This is a genomic window from Streptomyces sp. NPDC093252 (assembly GCF_040683675.1).
Lineage (GTDB): Bacteria > Actinomycetota > Actinomycetes > Streptomycetales > Streptomycetaceae > Streptomyces.
On sequence record NZ_JBFBEM010000005.1, the window covers coordinates 413,442 to 428,352 of the forward strand.

14 protein-coding genes are annotated in these 14,911 nt (G+C 72.1%); 5 read left to right on the plus strand and 9 right to left on the minus strand.

Annotated features, from left to right (window positions below; genetic code table 11):
• Position 1: 1 nt before the first annotated feature.
• Positions 2 to 361 carry an NADH-quinone oxidoreductase subunit A gene (locus tag AB0O01_RS13475; protein ID WP_007383963.1) on the minus strand — a complete coding sequence of 120 codons (360 nt, stop codon included), beginning with the start codon at positions 359 to 361 and terminating at the stop codon, positions 2 to 4.
• A 767-nt stretch (positions 362 to 1,128) separates the two neighbouring features.
• Between AB0O01_RS13475 and AB0O01_RS13480 the strand changes: the two genes are divergently transcribed.
• The gene (locus AB0O01_RS13480) at positions 1,129 to 1,989 is read left to right on the plus strand and encodes a C40 family peptidase (RefSeq protein ID WP_365312957.1); all 861 of its coding nucleotides are present in this window, start codon (positions 1,129 to 1,131) and stop codon (positions 1,987 to 1,989) included.
• A gap of 28 nt (positions 1,990 to 2,017) precedes the next feature.
• Here AB0O01_RS13480 and AB0O01_RS13485 read toward each other — a convergent pair whose 3' ends face one another.
• Positions 2,018 to 3,874 carry an FAD-dependent oxidoreductase gene (locus tag AB0O01_RS13485; RefSeq protein ID WP_365312958.1) on the minus strand — a complete coding sequence of 619 codons (1,857 nt, stop codon included), beginning with the start codon at positions 3,872 to 3,874 and terminating at the stop codon, positions 2,018 to 2,020.
• Positions 3,875 to 4,003: 129 nt separating this feature from the next.
• On the opposite strand from AB0O01_RS13485, the gene def reads away from it, so the two are divergent.
• Positions 4,004 to 4,630, plus strand: a complete 627-nt coding sequence (gene def / locus AB0O01_RS13490) for a peptide deformylase (protein ID WP_365312959.1) — start codon at positions 4,004 to 4,006, stop codon at positions 4,628 to 4,630.
• A gap of 140 nt (positions 4,631 to 4,770) precedes the next feature.
• Here the strand turns inward: def and AB0O01_RS13495 are convergent, their stop codons facing one another.
• On the minus strand, positions 4,771 to 6,078 hold the full coding sequence (locus AB0O01_RS13495) for a geranylgeranyl reductase family protein (protein WP_365313148.1): 1,308 nt from the start codon (positions 6,076 to 6,078) through the stop codon (positions 4,771 to 4,773).
• A 123-nt stretch (positions 6,079 to 6,201) separates the two neighbouring features.
• Between AB0O01_RS13495 and AB0O01_RS13500 the strand changes: the two genes are divergently transcribed.
• Both AB0O01_RS13500 and AB0O01_RS13505 read left to right on the plus strand, forming a co-directional pair.
• Positions 6,202 to 6,708, plus strand: coding sequence for a GNAT family N-acetyltransferase (locus AB0O01_RS13500; RefSeq protein WP_365312961.1), 507 nt, complete (start codon positions 6,202 to 6,204; stop codon positions 6,706 to 6,708).
• Positions 6,709 to 6,847: 139 nt separating this feature from the next.
• On the plus strand, positions 6,848 to 7,177 hold the full coding sequence (locus AB0O01_RS13505; protein ID WP_365312963.1) for a PASTA domain-containing protein: 330 nt from the start codon (positions 6,848 to 6,850) through the stop codon (positions 7,175 to 7,177).
• Between the two features lie 108 nt (positions 7,178 to 7,285).
• On the opposite strand, the gene AB0O01_RS13510 is transcribed toward AB0O01_RS13505, so the two are convergent.
• Entirely contained in the window at positions 7,286 to 7,981 is a 696-nt protein-coding gene (locus AB0O01_RS13510) for a demethylmenaquinone methyltransferase (protein ID WP_365312965.1), read from the minus strand.
• Positions 7,982 to 8,131: 150 nt separating this feature from the next.
• On the opposite strand from AB0O01_RS13510, the gene AB0O01_RS13515 reads away from it, so the two are divergent.
• Positions 8,132 to 9,184, plus strand: coding sequence for a chitinase (locus AB0O01_RS13515; RefSeq protein ID WP_365312966.1), 1,053 nt, complete (start codon positions 8,132 to 8,134; stop codon positions 9,182 to 9,184).
• Between the two features lie 111 nt (positions 9,185 to 9,295).
• On the opposite strand, the gene AB0O01_RS13520 is transcribed toward AB0O01_RS13515, so the two are convergent.
• From AB0O01_RS13520 to AB0O01_RS13540, 5 genes are all read right to left on the minus strand, one after another.
• Positions 9,296 to 9,898, minus strand: coding sequence for a hypothetical protein (locus AB0O01_RS13520; protein ID WP_365312968.1), 603 nt, complete (start codon positions 9,896 to 9,898; stop codon positions 9,296 to 9,298).
• A 15-nt stretch (positions 9,899 to 9,913) separates the two neighbouring features.
• Positions 9,914 to 11,113, minus strand: a complete 1,200-nt coding sequence (gene mqnC / locus AB0O01_RS13525; protein WP_365312970.1) for a cyclic dehypoxanthinyl futalosine synthase — start codon at positions 11,111 to 11,113, stop codon at positions 9,914 to 9,916.
• Between the two features lie 92 nt (positions 11,114 to 11,205).
• The gene (locus AB0O01_RS13530; RefSeq protein WP_365312972.1) at positions 11,206 to 11,913 is read right to left on the minus strand and encodes an A24 family peptidase; all 708 of its coding nucleotides are present in this window, start codon (positions 11,911 to 11,913) and stop codon (positions 11,206 to 11,208) included.
• A 6-nt stretch (positions 11,914 to 11,919) separates the two neighbouring features.
• Positions 11,920 to 13,683, minus strand: coding sequence for a serine/threonine-protein kinase (locus AB0O01_RS13535; protein ID WP_365312973.1), 1,764 nt, complete (start codon positions 13,681 to 13,683; stop codon positions 11,920 to 11,922).
• Between the two features lie 240 nt (positions 13,684 to 13,923).
• Positions 13,924 to 14,772: a menaquinone biosynthesis protein gene (locus AB0O01_RS13540; RefSeq protein ID WP_365312975.1), complete on the minus strand. Its 849-nt coding sequence runs from the start codon at positions 14,770 to 14,772 to the stop codon at positions 13,924 to 13,926.
• Positions 14,773 to 14,911: the final 139 nt, after the last annotated feature.

Sequence of the window (14,911 nt, forward strand, 5' to 3'; positions counted from 1 at the left end):
CTCAGTCCCATTCCAGGCCGCCGCGCCGCCATACATACGCGTAGGCGACGAAGACGGTGAGCACGAAGAGCAGCATCTCCACGAGCCCGAACACACCCAGGGCGTCGAAGGTGACGGCCCACGGGTAGAGGAAGACAATCTCGATGTCGAAGACGATGAAGAGCATCGCCGTCAGGTAGTACTTGATGGGGAAGCGCCCGCCGCCGGCCGGCGTGGGGGTCGGCTCGATTCCGCACTCGTAGGCTTCGAGCTTGGCGCGGTTGTACCGCTTCGGACCGATCAGCGTGGCCATGACCACGGAGAAGATCGCAAAGCCTGCCCCGAGGGCTCCCAGTACGAGGATGGGCGCATACGCGTTCACCGCTCCTCGCTCCTCTCAGTCGGCACTGACTGCTGGCGGTGGTGCATGGGCTCACATCCGCCCCACCAGTCCCACGAGGTCCACTCGTCCCGGCGAAGATCGAGAACATGTGAAGCAGGTCACAAGCCCAACTGCTCCGCATCTTATGCCCGCCGCTCTGTGATCTGCGACACGGGGTATTACACAAGCTTTGTGATCTCCACCACCTGACGAAGGATCATGAAGCCGGATGAGCGGTGATCTTCATACTGGAAGCAGTCGAGCGATCACCAATCGCGACATCCTCGGCCGCCCGCACGACGAAACGGCAGCTCAGAGGGGTCCCGAAGGGGGCGTCTCCATATCAAGAGAGTTCCGCTGCATGCAAATTGGCGGTGGACAGGGGCGCTTGATAGAGGAGCGCGTTCACACCTCGGGGGGAGGCTTCGGGCCCGGTGTGGACGTGTGCATGCATTCACGAGCCGATCAGGAGTGATCCACCCCGGTCGTTACGCATCGACCAAGTGGCCCTTACTGGACGCAACCACCCCCGGAGACCGTTCCGTGACCTCCGCCACACCCGCAGGAGGTGGCCGGGAACCGGGCTTGGCCAACCTTCGCCACCGGTGGTAGGCGCGGGGCAATTCGGACGTAACCACGAAAGCCCATGATCACAGGCGTATTACAGCCCGTCCGCAATGTCCGTTACGGCGTCAATAAAGAGTGACACGCCCGGGATTCATCACGCCGATTGAACAACTGTGGCGCAGCACACGTTCCTTGAAGGTATGGAGGAGCCCCTGATACCGGTTGGTCCCATGCCCCACACCGCTCACATACGCAGCCACCGGAAACCCCGGCCCCGCAGCGCCTCGTCGCTCGCGCTCAAGGCCGGAGTGGCCGGTGGCATCCTCAGCACCGTGGCCGTCGGTTCGGCCTCGGCCTCGGCGAACGCCGAGCCGGTGACGCAGACGCTCGAACTGCCCACCCTGACGGCGGACCTGTCCGTCCAGGTGTCCAAGTCGGCCCACGCCACCCAGTTGGCCGCCGCCAACTACGAGCTGCGGGCCGAGCGGGACGCCGCCGCGGCCGACGCCGCGAAGAAGGCCAAGGCCGATCTCGCGGAGGCGAAGAAGAAGGCCGCGGCCAAGAAGAAGGCCGAGGAGGCCCGCAAGGAGGCCGCCGAGCGCGCCGCCCGCGACGCCGAGCGCACCACGCTGACCACCGCGTCCTCGCCCGCCCCGTCCTCGTCCTCGTCCGACAGCGGCTCCGAGTCGACGTCCACGCCCGCCAGCGGCAGCGTCGGCACCGTCATCGCCTTCCTCAAGGCCCAGCTCGGCGACGCCTATGTCATGGGCGCCACCGGCCCCAACGCCTGGGACTGCTCCAGCCTGGTGCAGGCCGCGTTCAAGCAGGTCGGCGTCGATCTGCCGCGGGTCTCGCAGGACCAGTCGACGGTCGGCACCGAGGTCGGCACGTCCAACCTCCAGGTCGGGGACATCCTGTACTGGGGCGGCAAGGGCTCCGCCTACCACACCGGTGTCTACATCGGGAACGGCCAGTACCTGGACGCGGCGAACCCCGCGAAGGGTGTCGTCATCCAGGACCTGTCGGGCTACCCGGCGTCGGGGGCGGTTCGGGTTCTCTGAACCGCCGGGTCCTCCGTATCGCCGTCGGTCACCCCAGATCGAAGGTATTGGGCAGCCCCAGCCCGTACCGCAGTTCGTCCACGCGCTTCAGGGGCTCGAACTCCGGCGGGCGGTACAGCTCGAAGACGTGGCAGCGGGGCGCGGCCGAGCCGTCCGCGTCCAGCAGCGCGTTCACGGCGTGGCGCGCGGACTCGTTGGCGCCCTCCATGGTCGCGAGGTCCACATCGGTGCGGACGTAGTCCCCGGCGAGGAAGAGGTTCGGAACACGGGTCCGGGCCGTGGGCCGGTGGTACCAGGTGCCGGTCGGGTGGACGAGGAGCTGCTCCCGGTTCTGCGGATCCGGCCCGCCCAGCCCCGTCACCGCCGGGTCCATGAACCAGCCGAGCCGGTCGGCGTCGGTGAGGGTGGTCTTGCCGGAGTCGTTGAGGCTGTCCTTGAGCTGCGCCCAGAGTTCGGCGACGACCTCCTCCCGGGTGCACTCGCGTGCCGTCTTCCCATACAGGATGCCGGGTTTGTCCCACTCGGAGATGATCGCGGAGAGACAGTCGCGCGCCCGGCCGTCGCCGTAGTCGCGGGCGAAGTCCCGGCCGTCCCAGAACTGGGCCTGGCCGATCGCGGTCACCGACCAGGGCGAGTCGAGGCAGTTGACGTGGCCGTGCACCACGGGGGTGGGGGTGCGCAGATAGAACATCACGCCGGTCATCCAGTCGGTGGTCAGCGCGTCGCAGCGGGCGAGCTGCGGGTCGGCCGCGCGCAGGGCCGGTCCCCAGGTCCGCCGCGCGTGCTCGACGGGCAGGGCGCAGATGTAGTGGTCGGCGTGGACCGTACGGACCCGTCCGCCCGCACCGGGGCCCCGTTCGGCGACCCGTACGCCCGTGACGCGGCCCGCCTCGTACGCGATCTCGCGGACCTCGGTGCCGAGGACGAACTCCACGCCCCGTGAGCGCAGATACCGCTCCCAGGGGTCGATCCACGCCTCGCTGGTCGGGGCGTTGAGCACCCGGTCGATATCGGCGTCCGGGCCGTCCATGCCCCGGCCGAGCAGGCCCCACAGCAGCAGTGCCTCGACGATGACCCGGCCGACGGTCCGGGTGGAGGCGGTCTCCGCGCGGGTGGCGACCAGATTGCGGGTCAGGCCGACGCCGAGGAGCGTGCCGTACTCGGGGCTCATCTCCCCCGCCCGGATGAAGTCCCACCAGGCGGTCCGCTCCCACTGGTCCTCGCGGCGGGCGTCGCAGCTCGTGAGGTGGACGAGGACCCGCCCGGCGAAGTAGGCGGCCTCGTGGGCGGGCAGCCGGGTGCCGAGGTCGAGGACGGACAGGAGCTGGTCGCGGAGCCAGGACGGGGTGAGACTGCCCAGGTCGGGCGGGGTGGTGACGCGGCGCAGCGGGACATGCAGGTCGGGCCGTCCGTCGGCGCGGGCGAACAGGGCCTCGGTGCCGTTGCGGAGGTTGCCCCGGACGCCGTCGGCGTTGCCGGGGAAGGGGATGCGGCGCATGGCGTCCGGGAGGTTCCGGTAGAAGCCGGGGAAGAAGCGGAAGCCGTGTTCGCCGGGGAGCGGGGCGCGTCCTCCGGCGGCGGTGCCGGGGACGTCCATCGAGCGGGCCTTGCCGCCGAGGGCGTCGTAGTACTCGTAGACGGTGACGCGGTAGCCGCGCTCGGCGAGTTCCTGGGCGGCGCTCAGGCCGGAGACGCCTCCGCCGAGGACGGCGACGTGGGGGGCCGGAAGGGCGGTACGGGTGGTGGCGGCGGCGTCCGTCGTGCTCAGCGCGAGGAGGCCGGTGACCGCACCGGCACCGGCACCCGCTCCGGCGAGGAAGCGGCGGCGGGTCGCGCCGCCGAGCGGGGCGTCGGACGCGGGGCGTGGGGGGTGTTCCGTGGTCATGGGCAGGGGAGGGTACGGAGGAGCGGCCGGGACCGAAAGGACGGTTACCGGCCACTCGCGTCTCAGCAGACCCGCATGAGAACAGACCCAAATGAGAACAGACCCGTATGAGAGAGGCAGGACAGCTCCATGCCCAGTGTCTTCGTCCAGGGACGCCCCGTCGGCTCCTACCCCCCGCTCGCGCCCGAGGCCCGGCGCGGCTCCGTCCGGCGGATCACCGAGTTCGGCACGGAGGTGCTGCACAAGCCCTGCCGGGACATCACCGAGTTCGGACCGGACCTCGCCGCGCTCATCGACGACATGTTCCTGACGATGTACGTCGCCGAGGGCGCCGGACTCGCCGCGAACCAGGTCGGGGTGGATCTGCGGCTGTTCGTCTACGACTGCGCGGACGACGACGGGGTGCGGCATGTCGGACATCTCGTCAACCCGGTGCTGGACCCGCTCACCCCGGACGAGCGACGGCTCATCGAAGAGGACGAGGGCTGTCTTTCGGTGCCGGGGGCGACGATGGAGGTGCCGCGCCCGGACCGGGCGGTGGTGCGCGGCCAGGACCGCGAGGGACAGCCGCTGGTCATCGAGGGGACGGGGTACTTCGCCCGCTGCCTCGCCCACGAGACCGACCACGTCAACGGGCAGGTGTATCTCGACCGGCTGTCCCGGCGCGAGCGCAAGGAGGCCCTGCGCCAGGCGGACGACCGCCGGGAGCGGGTCTACGCGCGGCGCGCGGCCAAGGAGCGGGCGCTGACGGGGTGAGGACCGCCGAGGGGCGGGCCCTGACGGGGTGACGGGCCGGTGACCTCGGGGTGAGGGCGCGGCCGTGACAACCGGGGCCCGCCCCCACCGCCCCCCCCGGCATCACGCTCCACGCCCCTCGGCCACCACCACCCCCGGCGTCACGCCTTCGGCGCCACCTTGCTCAGCCCGTTGATGATCCGGTCCATCGCGTCCCCGCCCGTCGGGTCGGTCAGGTTGGCGAGGAGCTTGAGGGTGAACTTCATCAGCAGCGGATGCGTGAGCCCGCGTTCCGTCGCGAGCCTCATCACCTTCGGGTTGCCGATCAGCTTCACGAAGGCGCGGCCCATCGTGTAGTAGCCGCCGTAGGTGTCCTTGAGGACCTGCGGATAGCGCCGGAGGGCGATCTCGCGCTGGGCCGGGGTCGCGCGGGCGAACGCCTGGACGGCGATCTCGGCGGCGATCTGCCCGGACTCCATGGCGTAGGCGATGCCCTCGCCGTTGAACGGGTTCACCAGCCCGCCCGCGTCGCCGACCAGCAGCAGCCCGCGGGTGTAGTGCGGCTGGCGGTTGAAGGCCATCGGCAGGGCCGCGCCGCGGATCGGGCCGGTCATGTTCTCCGGGGTGTAGCCCCAGTCCTCCGGCATGGAGGCGCACCACGCCTTGAGGATCTCCCGCCAGTCCAGCTCCTTGAAGGAGGAGGAGGTGTTGAGGACCCCGAGGCCGACGTTGGACGTGCCGTCGCCCATGCCGAAGATCCAGCCGTAGCCGGGGAGCAGCCGGTCCTGGGGGCCGCGCCGGTCCCAGAGTTCCAGCCAGGACTCCAGGTAGTCGTCCTCGTGGCGGGGGGAGGTGAAGTACGTCCGGACGGCGACGCCCATCGGGCGGTCCTCGCGGCGGTGCAGGCCCATCGCCAGGGACAGCCGGGTGGAGTTGCCGTCGGCGGCGACGACCAGCGGGGCGTGGAAGGTGACCTCGCGCTTGTCGGTGGAGTCGGGGTCGCCGAGCTTGGCGCGGACGCCGGTGATGCGTCCGGTGCGGTCGTCCACGATCGGCTCGCCCACATTGCAGCGCTCGTACAGCCGCGCGCCCGCCTTCTGGGCCTGCCGGGCGAGCTGCTCGTCGAAGTCGTCGCGCTTGCGGACGAGTCCGTAGTTCGGGTAGGCGGCCAGATCCGGCCAGTCGAGCTGGAGCCGGGAGCCGCCGCCGATGATGCGCAGCCCCTTGTTGCGCAGCCAGCCGGCCTCCTCGGAGATGTCGATGCCCATGGCGACGAGCTGCTTGACCGCGCGCGGGGTGAGTCCGTCGCCGCACACCTTCTCGCGCGGGAAGGCGGTCTTCTCCAGCAGCAGGACATCGAGTCCGGCGCGGGCGAGGTGGTAGGCGGTGGTGGAGCCGGCCGGGCCCGCGCCGACGACGATCACATCGGCGGTGTTGTCCGACAGCGACTCGGTCGGGGGCTCGGTCAGCGGCTCGGTCAGGGGCTCGGTCACGACTGGGATCTCCCCAATGCTCGAAATCTGCGTGCCGGCCGGCACTGGACATGGGCAGTCTATTCAGCAGAATTGATCGACCGGCCGAAGGGATGCCCTGTGAACCCAGCTCTCCCCGCCGTGCGGCTGCGGGTCCCCACCGACGAGGACGCGATGGCCTGGCACCGGGTTTTCGACGACCCGGAGGTCATGGAGTTCCACGGGGGACGCAGCAGCGAGCCGTCCGTCTACGAGGAGCTGACCGCCCGCCAGCGCCGCCACGACGCCGAGTACGGCTTCTGCCTCTGGACCGTGCTGGACGAGCGGGACCAGGTGCTCGGCTTCACCGGCGCGCAGCCCTGGCCCGGCGACTGGGGCCCGCAGGGGGAGATCGAGATCGGCTGGCGGCTGGGGCGCGCGCACTGGGGCAAGGGCTATGTCACCGCCGCCGCCCGGCTCACCCTGGAGCGACTGCGCAACGGGCGCACCGCGCGGGTCGTCGCCATGGTCAACGCCCGCAACACCCGGTCGATCGCGGTGACCCAGCGGCTCGGCATGCGGCTCGCGGAGACCTTCATGACCCCGGAGACCCGGCAGCAGGGCCACTGCTACCGGCTCGACCTCTGACGATCACCGACACTCGTCACCCTGGGTAATTGTCGGCTACAGAAAGACACTTGACGCTTCCGGTCGGCACCCCCGTGCGGTTACCCTGCCAGTACCGCTGGGGGTGACATCTGTGCATATACCACCCAATACGCCCGAAGTGCGTGTACCGAAGCTGGTCGGACTGATGGCTGTGGACGCCCGCGACGCCGCCGAGACCCACGGGGTCCTGCTCGCCGCGCCCGACCGGCCCGACTTCCCTCTCACCGTCGTCGACTACGTCGTCCGGCAGTATCCGCCGCCCGGGGTCGAGGTGCCCCGGGGCGCGGTGGTCACCATCTGGTTCGACCTGGACGGGGGCGACGACGGAGGGGACGACGGGGGCGGGGGTGGCGCGGGGGTCCGGGAACCCCGGGTGCCGAGGCCGCCGAGCGGCGGGATGCAGCGGGAGCTGGGGGCGCCGGGAGACGCGTTCGAGCCGATGCACTGAAACCCCGGGGAACCCCGGGAGACCCCGGGAAACCCCGAAACCCCGGGAAATCCCGAAACCCTGGGGGCCTGGGCGCTCAGTCCGCCTTGCCCCCCGGGGCCTGGGTGCTCAGTCCGCCTTGAACCCCCGGTGCAGCGCCACCACGCCCCCCGTCAGATTCCGCCACGCCACCCGCGACCAGCCCGCCGACTTCAGCCGCTCGGCGAGTTCGGGCTGGTCGGGCCAGGTGCGGATGGACTCCGCGAGATAGACGTACGCGTCCGGGTTGGAGCACACCGTCCGGGCCAGCGGCGGCAGCGCACGCATCAGATACTCGGTGTAGACGGTCCGGAAGGGCGCCCAGGTCGGCCGGGAGAACTCGCAGATCACCACGCGCCCGCCCGGCCGGGTCACCCGGTACATCTCGCGCAGCGCGGCATCGGTGTCCTGCACATTGCGCAGCCCGAAGGAGATCGTCACGGCGTCGAAGACATCGTCCCTGAACGGCAGCCGGGTCGCGTCCCCCGCCGTGAACGGCATCCAGGAGTGGCGCTCCTTGCCGACCTGGAGCATCCCGATCGAGAAGTCGCACGGCACGACATAGGCACCGGCACGGGTGAACGGCAGCGAGGAGGTCGCCGTACCGGCGGCCAGGTCCAGCACCTTCTGGGCGGGCCGGGCGTCGACCGCCCTGGCCACCTCCCCGCGCCAGGCGCGGTCCCGGCCGAGAGACAGCACGGCGTTGGTGAGGTCGTAGCGGGCTGCCACGTCGTCGAACATCGTGGCGACTTCGTGCGGCTGCTTGGTCAGGGAGGCGCGGGTCACGGAGCCATTCTTGCAGCCCGCCCCCGGTACCCGGCCTGCGCCTCCGGCGTCCGGAACCGGGCATTCGACCCCATCGGCCCCTCCCCCGACATACCTTGTCCCTCAACTGGCACAACAGGAACAGAAGTCGTGGAAACGGGTGGGTGTGCGATGAGGGGTCTGCTGCGGCCTGCGGCCGGACTGGGTTTCGTTCTGGCCATGACGGCGGGGGGCACGGCGTGCTCGTCCGGTGAGGGCGAGGGTTCGGGCGCGGGATCCTCCGCCGAGCCGTCGCTGTCCGCGTCGGCGACGGACGCGGGCGACGGCGACGGCAGCGGTGGCGGTGGCGGTGGCGGTGGCGACGGGACGGAATACGCCCCGTACGTCATCGCCACCACCCCCTCCCTGGTCGACGGGGCGGGCGCGCCGCAGTCGTACAACCTGGCCTTCGTGCTCTCCGACGGGAAGGGGTGCACGCCGATGTGGGACGGGGTGGTCGCGATCGACGACGCGGCGATACCGACCCGGATCTCGATGCTCACCAGGTCCGGCGCCGATGTCCGGGTCTCCTTCGGCGGCGCCGACGGCGAGGAACTGGCGGCGGTCTGCGACAGCGCGGAGGAACTGGCCCGGGCGTACGGGGCGGCCCTGGACGCGGCCGGGGCCGACAAGGCCGACTTCGACATCGAGGGCGACGACCTCGGGGACGCCGGGTCGGTCGAGCGGCGCAACGAGGCGATCGCGCTGCTCCAGCGGGAGCGGGCGGATCTGGAGGTGTCGTACACCCTGCCCGTGATGCCGTCCGGGCTGGAGGAGGACGGGCTCGATCTGCTGGCGTCCGCCGAGGAGCAGGGGGTCGAGGTCCACACGGTCAATCTGATGACCATGAACTACGGCGAGTCCTTCGACGGTGACATGGGGGACTACGCGATCGAGGCGGCGGGCGCGGCGCACGGGCAGTTGATGGAGGTGTTCGGGCGTACGGAGGCGGAGGTGTGGGGCGGGATGGCGCTGACCTCGATGATCGGGGTGAACGATGTGAAGGGTGAGACCTTCACGGTCGAGGACGCGGGGCAGGTGCGGGCGTTCGCGGAGGAGAAGGGGATCGGGTGGGTGTCGATGTGGGCGGCTCATCGCGACCGGGCGTGCGGGGAGGGGCAGACCACGGAGTGCAGTGGGGTGGAGCAGGGGGAGGGGGCGTTCGGGGAGGCGTTCGGGGGGTGAGGGGGGTGAGGGGGGCGTCACCGGGTGGGGGTGGGTGGGGGTTTCGTTGTCGGGTGCGGGTGGGTGGGGGCCGGTCGCGCAGCCGCCCCGCGTTTTCAGAAGCCTCAGCGCTCACCGGCGTCGAAAGGCGATCCGGCCCTCCACCACCGTCGCCACGCACGTCCCCGCCCCCCGTTCCGCCAGTTCCCCCTCGTCGCGTACGTCGAAGACCGCGAATCGGGCCGCCGAGCCCTCCTCCCGGGCCGGGGCGAACTCCGGTGGGGCTCCGCAGGCGAAGGGGTCCAGGGAGGCCGGGCCCCGGGGCGCGCCCAGCCGTCCGGCGATCCCCAGCCCGGAGCGGCGCAGGGCCGCGACGACCGCCGGGCGGGTCGGGGTGCCCGCCACCGCGACCGTCCCGTGGGCCAGCATCCGCTGGAGGCCCCGGCGGGCGCTCGCGCCCCAGCGGGTGTCGTCCGGGCGCAGGGCGTCCAGAGCGGGGCCGGTCAGGGGCTCGGTGCCGAGGGCGTCGGCCTCGCGCGGGTCGGGGTGGTAGGCGTGGTCGAGGAGTTCGGGGCCGTAGAGGTTGACCAGTCCGGGGGTGAGGAGGCCGGGCCAGCGGCGGACCCGGGCGGCCGGGAACGCGGCGGTCAGGGCGTCCAGGTCACCGACGGCCGCGATCCGGGACCCGCGGACCGCGTACGCCCGTCCCCGTCCGTCGGCGTGGATCGTCAGCACGGAGGAGAGGGGGGGTCAGTTGGAGGCGAGGAGCTTCAGCTCCGGGTGGGCCGTGCCGCCCTCGATGGCGGTGGAGGAGATGTGGGACATGACCCGCTCGTCCACCGGGTCGTCCGCCGGGTCGTCGTGCACGACGAGGTGCTCGTACGTGGTGGAGCGCTGGGCGGGGGTGCGGCCGGCGCCGCGGATCATCTCGATCATCTCCAGCAGGTTGGAGCGGTGCTGGGCACCGGCCGCCGAGACGACGTTCTCCTCCAGCATGATCGAGCCGAGGTCGTCGGCGCCGTAGTGCAGGGTGAGCTGGCCCGCGTCCTTGCCGGTGGTGAGCCAGGAGCCCTGGATGTGGGCGATGTTGTCGAGGAAGAGGCGGGCGACGGCGATCATCCGCAGGTACTCGAAGATGGTGGCCTGGGTGCGGCCCTTCAGATGGTTGTTCTGCGGCTGGTAGAGGTACGGGATGAAGGCGCGGAACCCGCCCGTCCGGTCCTGTACGTCACGGATCATCCGCAGATGCTCGATGCGCTCGGCGTTGGTCTCGCCGGTGCCCATGAGCATGGTGGAGGTGGATTCCACGCCCAGCCCGTGGGCCGTCTCCATGATCTCCAGCCAGCGTTCGCCGCTCTCCTTGAGCGGGGCGATGGCCTTGCGGGGCCGCTCGGGCAGCAGTTCGGCACCGGCACCGGCGAAGGAGTCGAGCCCGGCGGTGTGGATGCGCCGGATGGCCTCCTCGACGCCCACCTTGCTGATCCGGGCCATGTGCTCGACCTCGCTGGCCCCCAGGCTGTGGATGACGAGCTGCGGGAAGTCCTTCTTGATCGCCGCGAAGTGCTCCTCGTAGTACTCCACGCCGTAGTCCGGGTGGTGGCCGCCCTGGAACATGATCTGGGTGCCGCCCAGTTCGACGGTCTCCGCGCAGCGGCGCAGGATGTCGTCCAGATCCCGGGTCCAGCCCTTGTCCTTGGCCTTCGGCGGGGCGTAGAAGGCGCAGAACTTGCAGGCCGTGACGCAGACGTTGGTGTAGTTGATGTTCCGCTCGATGATGTACGTCGCGATGTGCTCGGTCCCGGCGTACCGGCGGCGGCGTACGGCGTCGGCGGCGGCGCCCAGCGCGTGCAGCGGGGCGTCCCGGTAGAGGACGAGGGCCTCCTCGGGCGTGATCCGGCCCCCTTCGGCGGCACGGTCCAGCACGGACTGAAGGTCGGCCTTCTCGCTCACCGAAGCGTCCCTTTCGTCGGGGTCGGGACCGGGTCCCGGGGTCTTCCGGACGGACGCAACCAGCCTACGTCAGCGCATTTCGCGCCATGGCCTCAGCCCGCCGCCACCGCCCCCAGCACCACCCCCGCGTACACCCCGCCCAGCAGGAACGGCCCGAACGGGATCGCGGTGCGGCGGTTCGCGCGGCGCAGGGCGATGAGGAGGAGGCCGTAGAGGGCGCCGGAGACGAACGCGGTGAAGGTGCCGACGAGGACCGCCGGCCAGCCGTACCAGCCGAGGGACGCGCCCGCGGCGAGGGAGAGTTTCACATCGCCGAAGGCCAGGCCGGAGGGGTTGAGGAGGTGGAGGGCGAGGTAGGCGGCGCCGACGGCGGGGGTGGCGAGCAGGGACGTCGGCCAGTGGCCCGCGTGGGCGGGGAGCAGGGCGGCGACGCCGAGGGCGGCCGGGAGCGCGGCGGCGAGGGGGAGGGTGAGGAGGTCGGGGAGGCGGTGGACACGGATGTCCACGACCGCGAGGAGGACCCCCACGGGGGCGGCGAGCAGCCAGACGGCGAGTTCCGGGCGGGGACCGGCCGCGGCGGCGAGGCCCGCGCAGAGGACGGCGGTGAGGGCGGTGAGGGCGGGAAGCGGGAGGGCGCGGGACGGGACCGGCCAGGGGGGCAGGGCGGTGCCGTCCGGGGCGGTGGTCCGCCAGGGCTCGTCCGGGGGGACGGAGAGGCGGTGGGCGGCGCCGGGGAGCAGGGTGCCGGTGGCCGCGCCCCAGAGCAGGGCCGCCGCGGTGAGCGCGAGCGCGGTTCCCACCGGCGGTCACCCGGCCTTCGACAGGCGGGCCGTCGGCTTGCCGGAGTCCTCGCTGTCCGAGGTGTAGGTGACGTCGTCCCCGGTGGGGGTGAGGGTGACCATGTGCGGGGTCGGGGAGCACTGGACGGGGTTGTCGTCGGCGCCCTTCGCCTCCGCCACCACCTCGGTCGCGGAGGCCGACTTCAGACTGAGTTCGTCCACGCAGACCCCGCCGAGCAGATCGGTCTGGCGCACCTCGCCCAGGTCGCCGCCGATCTCCGCCTGCTTCAGGACCACCCGGAAGGTGCCCATCGGCAGGCCCTGCGCGGAGCCCTGCCCCTCCCAGGTGCCGAGGTAGCGCTCCGGTACGCCGGACCCCTGCCCCGCCCCCGCCTCCGGGTCCGTCCCGGTCGGGCTGGACGAGGGGGTGGCGGCCGGATCGCCGGTACTGTCCCGGCCGTCCTGGGCACCGGTGTCCCGGGAACCCTGGCCCGGCAGCAGATCGAAGACGAAGGCGGACCCCAGGGTCACCGCCGCGAGCGCCGCCGCCACCCCGAGGGCGAGGGTGCAGCTCAGCCGCCGCCCCCGCCCGACGGGCCCGGTGGTGGTACCGGCGGCGACGGAGACGGAGACTCGCCCGCGCCCGGAGGGAGGGGGCGAGGAGGACGGGGAGGACGGGAAGGGCACGGAAGTGGACGGGGAGGACGGCGAGGGCACGGAAGTAGGAGGGGAGGGCATGGGACCGGACGGGCCGCCGCCCCCCACGAACGCCGCCGGAACCCCGTCCTGCGGCCCCGACCCCACCGTCGTCCCCATCGTCGGCGCGGGCCCGAACTCCCCCACCGCCGGACTGCTGAACCCCACCGGCCCCGACGCGACCGCACCCGCCCCCTCCCCCGCCTCCAGGTTCAGCAACTGCACGGCGCTCCGGCTGACCTGCTCCACCAGCGGACCCGGCAGCCAGCCCCCCGCCACCAGCCGGGCCGCGCCGTCGGGAGCCAGTCGGGCGGCGATCCCGGCGGGGGTCGGCCGGACCCCCGGGTCCTTCGCCAGGCACTCGGCGACGAGGGCGCCCAGCGTCCCCTCCAGCCCGGTCAGTTGCGGCTCCTCGTGCACGACCTTGTAGAGCAGCGCCGCCGAGGAGTCCCCGGAGAAGGGCGGCTCGCCGGTCGCCGCGTACGCCAGGACCGCGCCCAGCGAGAAGACGTCCGCCGCGCCGGTGGCGCCCTTGCCGAGGATCTGCTCGGGGGCCATGTAGCCGGGGGAGCCGACGGAGACGCCGGTGGCGGTGAGGGAGGCGGTGCCCTCGGTGGCGCGGGCGATGCCGAAGTCGATGAGGAGGGGGCCGTCGAGGGTGAGCAGGACGTTGGACGGCTTCACGTCCCGGTGCACCAGGCCCAGTTCGTGGACGGCGGTCAGCGCCTCGGCGAGGCCCGCGCCCAGGGTCCGCACGGAGTGCGCGGGCAGGGGGCCGACGGAGGCGACGGCCGAGGTCAGGGAGGGCCCGGCGGCGTAGGCGGTGGCCACCCAGGGCACGGGGGCCCCGGGGTCGGCGTCCAGGACCGGCGCGGTCCAGGCCCCGCCGACCCGCCGCGCGGCCTCCACCTCGCGGCGGAAGCGGGCGCGGAACTCCTCGTCCAGCGCGAAGTGCGGATGGACGATCTTCACGGCGACCGTACGGCCGCCCGCGCTGCGGCCGAGATAGACCCGGCCCATGCCGCCCGCCCCGAGCCGGCCGAGCAGCCGGTAGGGACCCATGACGGTCGGTTCATCGGCTCCGAGCGGCTGCATGGCGGCCTCTTCCCCCTGTGTGCCCGTACGCGCCTGCCGCCCGGAAGCGTATAAGCAGCCCGCCCGGCGCCAGAAGAGCCCGCGACCGTGCGGCCGGCACTACGGGCGCACGGCGGCCGACGCACGACCCTCCGCCCGCGAGGTCCGACCCACGGCGCTTCACCCCCGCCGCTCCACCCGCGAGGTCCGGCCCACGGCCCTCCGCCCCCGCCGCTCCACCCCGGGACGGGCACCCCGGCCCTAACCCCCCAGCAGCTCCACCCTCGGGTCCACCGGAGACCCGTTCGCCGGGGCGATCCGGCGGGCGAACTCGGCGACGGCGGCGAGCTGCGGGGCGCCGAAGTGGAAGTCGAGGGTGGTGAAGTACCGCTCCAGGACCTCCGCGTCGAACGCCTCCCAGCGGGCGGCCTGCTCGGCGACCTTGGTGACCTCCTGGCGGGACAGCTCCAGGGAGTCCAGGAACGCCTGGTGCACCTGGCGGGTCAGCTCGGGCTCGCGCTCCAGGTAGTCGCGGCGGGCGGCCCAGACGGCGAAGACGAAGGGCAGCCCGGTCCACTCCTTCCACAGCGAGCCCAGGTCGTGCACGGCGAGGCCGTAGCGCGGTCCGTCGTGCAGCAGGGCGCGCAGGGCGGCGTCGCCGATGAGGACGGCGGCGTCGGCCTCCTGCATCATCACGCTGAGGTCGGGCGGACAGGTGTAGTAGTCGGGTCGCACACCGTAACGGTCGGCCAGCAGGATCTGGGCGAGGCGGACCGAGCTGCGGGAGGTGGAGCCGAGGGCGACCCGGGCGCCGTCCAGTCGGTCCAGCGGGACCTGGGAGACGATCACGCAGGACATCACGGGGCCGTCGCAGCCGACCGCGATGTCGGGGAAGACCACCAGATCGTCGGCGTTCTTCACGAACTCGGCTACGGCGATGGGGCCGATGTCGAGATCACCGCGGACCAGTCGCTCGCTGAGCTTGTCCGGCGTGTCCTTCGTCAGCTCGAAGTCGAGGAGGGTGCCGGTGCGCGCGAGCCCCCAGTACAGGGGCAGGCAGTTGAGGAACTGGATGTGGCCGACGCGCGGCCGGGTGCGAGAATTGTCCACATCGCGAGGCTAGACCCTGGGTGGCCCCGCGGCGGGGGTGGGGCGCGTCCGCGTCGGGCGGGGGCCGCGTGCGGCCGTTCAAACACCTGAGTGACGTGATCTTGACCTCTATTGCATTCCCGGGCCCGCGTGCTAGGCT